This window comes from Pantoea sp. EABMAA-21 (assembly GCF_030053335.1).
GTDB lineage: Bacteria > Pseudomonadota > Gammaproteobacteria > Enterobacterales > Enterobacteriaceae > Pantoea > Pantoea communis.
Genome location: NZ_JASGBX010000018.1, coordinates 51,706 through 62,642, shown reverse-complemented (window position 1 = coordinate 62,642; position 10,937 = coordinate 51,706). Strand labels below are relative to the sequence as shown.

8 protein-coding genes are annotated in these 10,937 nt (G+C 55.4%); 4 read left to right on the top strand and 4 right to left on the bottom strand.

Features of this window, described 5'->3' with window-relative positions:
- Positions 1-41 precede the first annotated feature (41 nt).
- Positions 42-1,751, top strand: coding sequence for a D-lactate dehydrogenase (dld, locus tag QMZ65_RS21300; protein ID WP_160832564.1), 1,710 nt, complete (start codon positions 42-44; stop codon positions 1,749-1,751).
- 35 nt (positions 1,752-1,786) lie between these two features.
- On the opposite strand, the gene QMZ65_RS21295 is transcribed toward dld, so the two are convergent.
- The 3 genes from QMZ65_RS21295 to QMZ65_RS21285 all read right to left on the bottom strand — a co-directional run bounded on the left by QMZ65_RS21295 (position 1,787) and on the right by QMZ65_RS21285 (position 6,165).
- Complete coding sequence (locus QMZ65_RS21295) at positions 1,787-4,231, bottom strand: DUF3772 domain-containing protein (RefSeq protein ID WP_097117358.1); 2,445 nt, start codon at positions 4,229-4,231, stop codon at positions 1,787-1,789.
- Positions 4,232-4,457: 226 nt separating this feature from the next.
- Positions 4,458-5,387: a D-alanyl-D-alanine endopeptidase gene (pbpG, locus tag QMZ65_RS21290; RefSeq protein WP_034821245.1), complete on the bottom strand. Its 930-nt coding sequence runs from the start codon at positions 5,385-5,387 to the stop codon at positions 4,458-4,460.
- A gap of 190 nt (positions 5,388-5,577) precedes the next feature.
- Complete coding sequence (locus QMZ65_RS21285; RefSeq protein WP_038648059.1) at positions 5,578-6,165, bottom strand: Yip1 family protein; 588 nt, start codon at positions 6,163-6,165, stop codon at positions 5,578-5,580.
- A gap of 168 nt (positions 6,166-6,333) precedes the next feature.
- Between QMZ65_RS21285 and QMZ65_RS21280 the strand changes: the two genes are divergently transcribed.
- Positions 6,334-6,909 carry a DedA family protein gene (locus tag QMZ65_RS21280; RefSeq protein WP_034821056.1) on the top strand — a complete coding sequence of 192 codons (576 nt, stop codon included), beginning with the start codon at positions 6,334-6,336 and terminating at the stop codon, positions 6,907-6,909.
- Here the strand turns inward: QMZ65_RS21280 and QMZ65_RS21275 are convergent.
- Positions 6,906-7,685: an SDR family oxidoreductase gene (locus QMZ65_RS21275; RefSeq protein ID WP_283216639.1), complete on the bottom strand. Its 780-nt coding sequence runs from the start codon at positions 7,683-7,685 to the stop codon at positions 6,906-6,908. The genes QMZ65_RS21280 and QMZ65_RS21275 overlap by 4 nt on opposite strands.
- Positions 7,686-7,804: 119 nt before the next feature.
- On the opposite strand from QMZ65_RS21275, the gene QMZ65_RS21270 reads away from it, so the two are divergent.
- Together QMZ65_RS21270 and QMZ65_RS21265 are read left to right on the top strand one after the other, a co-directional pair.
- On the top strand, positions 7,805-9,619 hold the full coding sequence (locus tag QMZ65_RS21270) for a glycoside hydrolase family 15 protein (RefSeq protein ID WP_058961596.1): 1,815 nt from the start codon (positions 7,805-7,807) through the stop codon (positions 9,617-9,619).
- Between the two features lie 198 nt (positions 9,620-9,817).
- Positions 9,818-10,900 (top strand): L,D-transpeptidase family protein, encoded by a 1,083-nt coding sequence (locus QMZ65_RS21265; RefSeq protein ID WP_058961597.1) that lies wholly within the window; start codon positions 9,818-9,820, stop codon positions 10,898-10,900.
- The last annotated feature ends 37 nt before the right edge of the window (positions 10,901-10,937 follow it).

Here is a 10,937-nt window from a genome sequence, read left to right as displayed (position 1 = left end):
TGCTAAAGTAGATGCGCAACGTTAACGACAAGGACAGGTTCATGAATAACAACACCTCACACCCTACACTGCTGGCTGAACTGCGCCGCCTCGTCGGCCCTTCACACCTGTTAACTGAGGCGGAACAAACCGCACGCTATCGTAAGGGTTTCCGCTCCGGTGAAGGCGATGCGCTGGCGGTGGTGTTCCCCGGCTCCTTGCTGGAACTGTGGCGGATATTGCAGGCGCTGGTGCAGGCCGATGCGGTGATTTTGATGCAGGCCGCCAACACCGGCCTGACCGAAGGCTCCACGCCTAACGGCAATGATTATGATCGCCCGGTGGTGATCATCAGTACTTTGCGCCTCGATAAATTGCAGCTGATTGATGGCGGCAATCAGATTCTGGCCTTCCCTGGCAGCACCCTTTATCAGCTGGAAAAAGCCCTTAAGCCGCTGGGACGTGAACCACACTCGGTGATCGGCTCCTCTTGTATCGGCGCATCAGTGATGGGCGGGATTTGTAATAACTCCGGCGGTTCACTGATCAAACGCGGCCCGGCCTACAGCGAAATGGCGCTTTATGCGCAGATTGATGCCGACGGCAAACTGAAGCTGGTCAATCATCTCGGCATGGATCTCGGCCACTCGCCGGAAGAGATGCTCGGTCGACTGGATGACGATCGCTGGCAGCAGAGCGATGTGCGCTGGGATGAACGTCATGCTTCAGATCATGAATATGCAGAACGCGTGCGCGATATCCATGCGGATACACCCGCTCGCTTCAACGCCGATGAGCGCCGCCTGTTCGAGGCTTCGGGTTGCGCGGGCAAACTGGCGGTATTCGCCGTGCGTCTTGATACCTTCCCCAGCGAACCGAAGCAGCAGGTGTTTTATATCGGTACTAACGATCCAGCGGTATTGGGCGATCTGCGCCGCCATATCCTGGCCGAGTTTAAAAACTTACCGGTAGCGGGCGAATACATGCACCGCGACATTTTCGACATCGCCGAAGTGTACGGCAAAGACACTTTTGTGATGATTGATAAGCTCGGCACCGACAAAATGCCACTGTTCTTCACGCTGAAAGGTCGGGTGGATGCCTGGCTGGGTAAGCTGAGTTTTGTTAAACCGCACTTCACCGATCGCGTATTGCAGCGCATCAGCGGTTGGTTGCCTGCCCATCTGCCGAAACGTATGAAGCAGTATCGCGATAAGTTTGAGCATCACCTGATGCTGAAAATGTCCGGTGAAGGCGTAGCGGAAGCGCAGGAGTATTTGCACGAATACTTCCGCGAAGGCGGTGGCGAGTTCTTTGCCTGTGACGGCAAGGAAGGCGCACATGCTTTCCTGCATCGCTTCGCCGCTGCCGGTGCCGCAGTGCGCTACCACGCGGTGCATGCGGATGAAGTGGAAGATATTCTGGCGCTGGATATCGCGCTGCGTCGTAACGATCAGGATTGGTTTGAGCGCTTACCGGCGGAGTTTGATAACGATCTTAGTCATCGCCTTTATTACGGCCACTTCTTCTGTCATGTCTTCCACCAGGATTACATCGTGAAGAAAGGCGTGGATGCGCATGCGTTGAAGGAGAAGATGCTGGCGATCCTCAGCGAACGCGGTGCCGAGTATCCGGCTGAGCATAACGTCGGGCATCTGTATCAGGCAAAACCGCAGTTGCAGGCGTTTTATCGTCAGCTGGATCCGACCAATACCTTTAATCCGGGGATCGGCAAAACCAGCAAACAGAAAGGTTGGGCGGTTAAGGCTTGATAAATTAATGGGCGGCCCGAGAGCCGCCCAATGGATTATGGCAGTTGCTCGCCCTCTTCCTGCGTGGCCGCTGGCACGGCTCGACGTTCAATGATCATCGTCTGCGGTGTGGACAGCACAATGCCCTCTTTGCGCAGGCGCGTCAGAATATCGAACAGCAGGTCACTCTTAGCGCTGGAGATCTGACGCTGGCCCGCCACGTTGCCGGTGACGCTCAACACGATGCCCGCAGAGGTCAAATCCTTGAATGAGACGGATGGCTCAGGCGTTTCCAGAATGCGCTCGTTCTCCTGGTAAACCTCCAGCAGAATCTCACGCACGCGCACCGGATCAATATCCAGCGGGAAGGTCAACATAATGGTCACAACACCCTGTGCATTGCCCATGGTGGCGTTACGCACGTTCTGTGAGATGAACTGTGAGTTCGGCACAATCACCGTGGATTTATCACTGAGCTGAATCTCGGTGGCACGCACATTGATACGGCGAATATCCCCTTCAATGCCGCTAATACTCACCAGATCGCCCACTTTTACCGGCCGCTCGGTTAACAGAATCAAACCGGAGATAAAGTTCTTCACGATCTCTTGTAAGCCGAAACCGATACCGACCGACAAGGCACTGACGATCCACGCCAGTTTGTTCCACTGCAGGCCCATGATCGACAGCGTCAGCAGAATGATCAGCACATAGCCGATATTGCTGAACAGCGTCACCAGCGACACGCGCATGCCCACGTCCATGGTGGTTTTGGGCAGGAAATCTTTATCCAGCCAGCGACGCACCGAACGTAGCACGTAGATGCCCACCACCAGACACAGAATGGCATTCACCATATGCGCCGGCACGATGTTCAACGACTCCAGCCCTTTGCCGCCCCAGAACTCAATCACTTTCTGAATCAGCTCGATCGGCGTTGAAGAGGCGAAGGTGCCGTTTAGCAGCGCCAGCACCACAATACCGATCAGTGCGGTTTTACCAACTGCGCCCAGCAGCGTAGCCGCCTGCTGCAGATAACGCTCATCAATGTTTAATGAGGTCTGCAGACGTTTGCCGGTGGCATTGTTGGTGGAGAATAGGCTTTCACAGCCGTCATTGATCAAATGGCTGAGGAAGTAGAACGAGCCAAACAGAATGCCGCACCAAATCACCTCATAACCGAGGAAGCGGGCCAGCGTGACATAACCGATGATCAGTGAAATCAATATCGCGAGCGCGGTGAGCGTCAGCGCCAGCTGAACCAGTCCAACAATGGTCGGGCGCGCTTCTGGCGCATTGCCCTCTTGCACCATACGGCGGCGTACGCGATTGGTACGCATGCTGATCGCCATACCGGTGGTGCCAATCAGCAGCGCCGTCAGACCGTTCGCGAAAATAGTGGTGTTCAGGCTGGTGCCAACGCTGTAGTTAAAGGCTTCCGCTGTCTGGAAAATAAACACCAATCCAGCCGTAATCGGCGGGAACGGCTTCAGCGCCTGTGCGACTTCATTGGAGATGCCGGGCAATCGCCAGCTCGGACGACGCGTGGACAGGAAGGCTCGCCCTAATCCGGCGATCAAACCGCAATAGACACTGAGTTGTACCAGACGCTCAACAAAATCCTGCACGTCAGTCGAGACTTCATCACGGCGGGTAAACGCCAGCGCGATAAAGTTGAAGGTCAGCACCACGGCCGCCAGGGTGGTCAAGGCAATTGCCGCGGCCAGGAAGCTGCGACGCAAGCGCCCCTCTGGCAGTTTATTGATGCTCACCCAGGCCAAAAACTCTTCGCAGTAGCGACGGCCCAGGGTCATCACCAGCATTGCCGCAATCAACCAACCCATGGTGCCGAAACGCCAACCGGGTTCCCAGGAGAGCGCAGCGGTGTTCTGCAGTTCAGCGATAAAGTCGCTGATCTTCTCACCGTCCAGATCCTGACGGCTGACCATTGGCGCCCAAAAACGCGGCCCCAAAATGCTGCCTGAGTTGAGCGCCAGCTGGCTTTTCAACTGATCACGGCGCAGGTTGACGATCTGTGAGGAGAGCACCAGCGCGCCATTTTTAATGCCGTCGGCCTGCTTGATTTGGTCATCCAGCTTGCTTTTCTGGCTCTCCAGCGAAGCGCGTTTACGCGTCACTTCCGGCGTCTCTTTCACACCGCTGTCCGGCTTCGGTGCCGGACCGAGCACCGCTAACTGTGCATCCAGCTGCTGCCCCTGCGGGATCAGCGACTGGCTGAGGGTTTCTGCATTACCCGAAAGCTCCAGCGCCATCTCATTGAGCTGGTTGAGCTGGCTCTCATTGGTATCGCCTGACACCTGGCCTTTAATCTTGTCGAGGATTTTCTGCATTTTCGGCAGCTCAACCACAGGATTGACCTTGGGTGCGGCGTCCTCTTGCTGAGCTGCGGCGGCAGTATTGTCATCCGCGTAGCTCAGTGCCGGGCTTAACAGCACCAGCAGCAGTATAAATGGGGTAAATAGCGAACGAAGCTTGTACATATGAGTAAGATTCCAGCGCAATGACAGCCGATAAATGCCAGTTAACTTTAGATGGCGGCCAGTGTAGAGCGTAGCCGAAGCGGAAACTATAGGAATGAAGCGCGAAAACATTGGTGCTGACGATTAGGGATTTTTTTGGTCATTCGGGAGGACTTATCCCGCCAATCGGAAGCACTCACAGACGCACAATCCATTGTGCATCAGTGAAGGGAAACAGACGTCGTGATTACTCGTTGCTGGCCGTTTGCGACGATTTCTGCTTCTTGTAGGCCAGCGCCGCTGCCGGAACCGGCGCCGCTTTGCCGGTTTCCAGCCAGTCGCGCAGACGGTTGGCATCGGCAAAGTGGGTGTACTTGCCAAACGCATCCAGCACCACCAGCGCCACCGGACGGTTATTAATCACCGTGCGCATCACCAGGCAGTGGCCGGCTTCATCGGTATAACCGGTTTTAGTCAATGCGATACGCCAGTCGTTTTTGTACACCAGGTGATTGGTATTACGGAACGGCAGCGCATAGTTCGGATGCTTAAACACCGCCGTATCTTCTTTGGTGGTGCTCAGTTCACCAATCAACGGATATTGACGCGTGGCTTTTGCCAGCTTGATCAAGTCTTCCGCATTGGAGACGTTGTGAATCGACAAACCTGTCGGTTCAACATAGTGGGTATGCGTCATGCCCAGCGCACGCGCTTTGGCATTCATTGCGCGGATAAAGGCGTCATAGCCACCTGGATAGTGATGCGCCAGGCTAGCGGCAGCACGGTTTTCCGATGACATCAGCGCCAGCAGCAGCATATTACGGCGGCTGATTTCACTGTTCAATTTGACGCGCGAGAACACACCGCGCATCTCTGGCGTGTGGCTGATATCCACCGACAGCATCTCGTCCATCGGCAGTTTCGCATCCAGCACCACCATTGCAGTCATCAGCTTGGTGAGTGACGCGATAGGCCGCACACGATCCGGATGGCTGGAGAACAGCACTTTATTGGTTTCAAGATCGACAATCATGGCACTGCCGGAGGCGATTTGCGGTTGGGCAATCGGCGCCAGATTAGACAGTGCAGCAGGCGCGGCCAGTGCCGGAGTGACAGCTGCCGGTGCGGCGACAAACAGCGCCAGCGACAGCAAGGAAATACGCATTTTTACAGACATCGTGTCAAAAAAATCCGGTAAGGAGTTTTGCGCCGTGTTTAAGACACAGGCCGCGCGCATCAAACCAGACGGGATGCGGGCTGGCAGCAGCATAATACGCGCTTATCTGCGAAATTTCTTAGGTAGATTGTTTCTGAGCGTTAAAAAAACGGGAGACCTAATGGCCTCCCGTTCACGGTATCATTGCAGGTTAGAACAATCGTGGTCCGTAACCCCACAACACAACGGTCAGTGCCAGCAGCACTTCAAACACCAGCACACCAATCGCCAGTGTCGATCCTGAGAAGCGCATGCTCTCTTCACGATCAATATTGAGGAACACCGGAATGCCGACGTAAAGCAGATAACCGGTATAGAGTAACGCCACTGCGCCGACCAACACGCACAGCCACACCAGCGGATAAAGTGCCACCAGCCCACTAATAAATAACGGGGTAGCGACATAGCCAGCAAACACGGTACAGCGCTGAACGCTGGGACGCTGCGGATAATCGCGCGCCATCCAATGAATGACGCGGCCCATCACCGCCACGCCGCCTAAGATAATCAGATAGAAAAGAATGCCGAGACCGATGCCGGTCAGCAGGTTGAGTTGTACGAACTGCCCTTCGCCCAGATTCCAGCCCAATTGTGTGGTACCGATAAAGGCACAGATCACCGGGATCGCTGCCATCATCAAAACATGGTGGGTGTAGTGGTGCGAAACGCTCTCGTTTTCTTGCTTGATATCGCGCATTTCCTGGTTAGGATGCGCCAGAAGACCCCAGACATGATTCATAAAATCACTCCTCTGATGCGACGGGCTGCCACTTCAGCGATCAGGCTGTCTCACTCAGGCAGCTTCCCTTCAAGTATAATCGGCGCGGCTGTTTTTGCGGACAGCGGCACAAAAAAAGCCGCTAGCGTATAAACTGTTACCTGAATCACTCGCGACAGGGAGGAAAATTTGCATCTCGATATCAATGGATTAATTACGCAGTACGGCTATCTGGCGTTGCTGATTGGCTGTATCGCGGAAGGGGAAACTTTTACCCTGCTGGGCGGCGTGGCGGCGCATGAAGGCCTGCTGCACTTCACCGGCGTAGTGCTGGCCGCGATGGTGGGAGGAATTATCGGCGATCAGCTGCTGTTCTGGCTGGGCCGTCGCTACGGTACGCGCATTCTGCGCCGTTTCCGTAAACATGAAGATACCATTCGTAAAGCCAATCGCCTGATTCAGAAGCGCCCGAGTCTGTTTGTGATTGGCGTGCGCTTTATGTATGGCTTCCGCATTATTGGCCCGATCATCATCGGTACCAGCCGGTTAAAACCGCTGCGCTTCTTTGTGCTCAACGTGATAGGCGCCGCGCTCTGGTCGCTGATCTTTGTCACCCTGGGTTACTTCGCCGGGGAGATCATTACTCCGTGGCTGCATAAACTCGACCAGCATCTTAAACATTTGCTGTGGCTGGTGGCGGCGATTGTGTTCGGCATCGCGCTGCGTTACGTGATTCGCCGCTGGAACCGCCGCCGGGCGGATTAGTGGTGATAACCTTTAAACTGCGGGTTGGCCAGCATAAAGCCACCGTCAACAATAAACGATTGTCCGGTGGTATAGGTCGCCCATTCCGAACACAACCACGCGACTAAACTTGCCACTTCACGCGTATCGCCGGGCCGTCCAATCGGAATTTCCGGCATACGTGTGCTGTGCGCCTGATCGTCAGTCAGATGGTTCATTGCAGTGGCAATCGCGCCCGGTGCAACCGCATTCACCAGAATGTGATGCGGCAACAAACTCAACGCCATCGATTTAGTCAGACCGCCGAGCGCATGTTTCGCCGCAATGTAAGCGGTGGCATCCGGCAACGGAGTGTGTTCATGCACTGAAGTGATGTTAATGATGCGCCCGCCATCGCCCTGATCGACCATATGGCGGGCGGCGATCTGTCCGCAGATAAATGAACCATCCACATCGACGCTGAACGTTTTCCGCCAATCTTCAAAGGTGACGTCGAGAAAATCGGCTTTCATCATCACGCCCGCATTGTTGACCAATACGTCAATGCGACCCAGTGAATTGATGAGCTGCGCCAGTTGCTTGCCCCCTTCTTGCGGGTCGGAAAGATCCAGCTGCCGCACCTGTGCGGTTTGCCCTTTGCTTTCGACCAGTCGCGCTGTTTCCTGCGCCCCCGCTTCATCTGAGCGCCAGGTGATCCCTAACGTGTAGCCCGCTTCGGCCAGCATGACGGCACAGCTGCGGCCAATGCCGGAATCGGATGCGGTAACCACGGCCACTTTCTGTTTGCCCAGTGCCATAACATTCTCCTGCGTGATGGGGTGTCCTCACAGTATAGAAGTTATCGATCTGTGCCTCGGATCAGCCGAAAAAACCCTTTCGTCTATAGTTAACAATCAGATGCAGTCAAGGAGGCAGGATGAGCAAAATTAAACGCAGAATTGATGATCACGGCGTGATTGGGGATTTACGGACCTGTGCATTGATCGCCAATGAGGGCACCATTGATTATCTCTGCTGGCCCGAGTTAGACAGCCCATCCGTGTTTGCTGCGTTGCTGGATGGCGATGATGCCGGTCTGTTCTCACTGGCACCCGACTGGAAAAATGCGCGCCAGCAGCAGCTCTATCTGCCGGACACCAATATTTTACAGACGCGCTGGTTAGGCGATGCGGGCGTGGCGGAGATCACCGATTACATGCCGATCTGCGACCAGCCCAATAAAGTGCCGCGACTGGTACGTCGGGTCAAAATGGTGCGCGGCTCGGCCACCTTCAATTTGCTGTGCGCCCCGCGCCATGATTATGCCCGTGCTGAAACCCATACCGAACTGCGCCCCGGTGGCGTGGCCTTTCTTGCTGAAGGCCAGCCCGCGTTACGGCTGAGTGCTACGGTGGTGATGACCCGTGAAAACCACAGTGCAGTTGCCGAATTTACCCTCAAAGCCGGGGAATCTGCTGAGTTTGTATTTGGCAGCGATGACGATCCCTTCGTGGCGGAGATTGCCACTGAACAGTGCTTCAGTGACACACTGGCCTACTGGCGGCGCTGGAGCAGCCACAGTACGTATCGCGGACGCTGGCAGGAAATGGTGACGCGATCCGCACTGGCACTCAAACTACTTACCTCGAAACAGCACGGTTCGATTGCGGCTGCAGCGACCTTTGGTTTGCCGGAAGAGTTAGGCGGCGAGCGCAACTGGGATTATCGCGCCTCGTGGATTCGGGATGCCTCCTTCAGCATGTATGCGCTGATGCGGCTGGGTTATGTGGAAGAAGCGCGAGACTTTACCCATTGGGTGGGGCGTTGCGTCGAGCACAGCCATGACGACACGCCGCACCTGCAGGTGATGTATCGCCTGGACAGCGGCACCGAACTGCATGAAACCGAGTTGCTCAATCTTTCCGGCTATGCCAACTCGCGCCCGGTACGCATCGGCAATGATGCGTGGCGGCAGACCCAGCTGGATATTTACGGCGAACTGATGGATGCCATTTACCTTGCCAATAAATACGGTGAAGCCATTTCACAACGTGGCTGGCGGCATGTGTCCGACATGATTGATTATGTCTGCGGCAACTGGAACCAGCCCGATGCCGGTATCTGGGAGATGCGCGGTGAGCCGGAGCACTTTCTGCATTCGCGCCTGATGTGCTGGGTGGCGTTGGATCGCGCCCTGCGTCTCGGTCTGAAGCGTTCGTTGCCAATGCCGTATGAGCGCTGGGATCGTGTGCGCAGTGAAATTCGCGACGACATCTGGCAAAACTTCTGGAACCCGGAACTGGGCCATTTCACCGCCACACGCGGCGGCAAGTTCCTGGACGCATCCATGCTGTTGATGCCGCTGGTGCGCTTTGTCAGCTCCACCGATCCTGACTGGATCGCCACCCTTGACGCGATTAAAACCCACCTGGTGAGCGACGGTTTAGTGCGCCGCTATAACATTAGCGAAACGCCTGCCGATGCCTTAACCGGGGGTGAAGGTTCCTTTGCCGCCTGTTCCTTCTGGTATGTGGAGTGTCTGGCGCGGGCCGGGCGCGTGCATGAGGCGCATTTTGAGTTTGAAAAGCTGCTGAGCTATGCCAATCCCCTGGGATTGTACGCCGAGGAATTTACTACGCATGGCGAAGCGCTGGGGAATATGCCGCAGGCGCTGTCGCATTTGGCGTTAATCAGTGCCGCTTTTTTCCTCAATCGTAAATTGAGTAATGAAGTGACGCTGTGGCAGCCTTAAGAGAATTCACATTTTGGGCGGTACGGCAACGAGATGGGTCGGGAAATGCCCACTAATTAAGTAAAGTATCATCAGCCATTGAAAATCCTGATTCCCATCACTGCGCCTATGCACATATAATGCGCACCGGGTCATTGAGACCAAGATGGATTCGACACACTGACAAGCCTGAAACACGGCTATAACGACTTGAAAAACATGAAAAAGAGCATTCGCGCGTTCGCTTCACTTGCTTTAGTACTGGCGGCGTTCAGCCAGTCGGCATTCGCAGTAGTGTATCCGCTGCCAGCGGCTAACAGCCGTTTGATCGGCGAAAACCTTGAAATCACCGTGCCTGATGACAGCCGACTTCCGCTGGAAGCCTTCGCTGCTCAGTACCAGATGGGCCTCAGCAACATGCTGGAAGCCAATCCGGGCGTTGATGTTTATCTGCCAAAAGCGGGCACCAAAATGGTGATCCCTCAGCAGCTGATTCTGCCTGACGCCCCGCGTGAAGGCATCGTGATCAACAGCGCGGAAATGCGTCTTTACTACTACCCGAAAGGCACCAAGACCGTGGTTGTGCTGCCAATCGGTATCGGCGAACTGGGCAAAGACACGCCAGTGAACTGGACTACGACGGTTCAGCGTAAAAAAGCCGGTCCAACCTGGACGCCGACCAAAGCGATGCACGCAGAATACGCATCACGTGGCGAAAGCATTCCAGCGGTATTCCCGGCAGGTCCGGATAACCCGATGGGCCTGTATGCGCTGTATATCGGCCGCCTGTACGCAGTTCACGGTACTAACGCCAACTTCGGTATCGGTTTACGCGTGAGCCACGGCTGTGTGCGTCTGCGTGCTGACGACATCAAATGGCTGTTCGACAACGTGCCGGTTGGTACTCGCGTACAGTTTATCGATCAGCCGGTGAAAGCCACCGTTGAGCCAGATGGTTCTCGCTATGTAGAAGTGCACAACCCACTCTCTACTACCGAAGAGCAGTTCAACTCACGTGAAGTGGTGCCGATTACGCTGACCGCTGCTGTGACCAAAGTGATTGCCGATGGCAGCACTAACCAGGATGCAGTGAACAACGCTATCCAGGCGCGTAACGGTATGCCAGTTAAGATCAATGGCCCGCAGGGTGAAGTGATGCCTGCGCCGGTGCCGGTACAGGAATCTTCTGACGCCACGCCGAAAGAAGAGCCGATGACTCCGCAAGGTGCCAGCGGCGTTGCACCGCAGAGTGATGTGGCTCCGGCTGCTCAGCCTGCTCCAGCGACCGGCAACAGCCTGTAATCGCTGACTCGCCATGCAGTAAAAAACCAGTCCATTG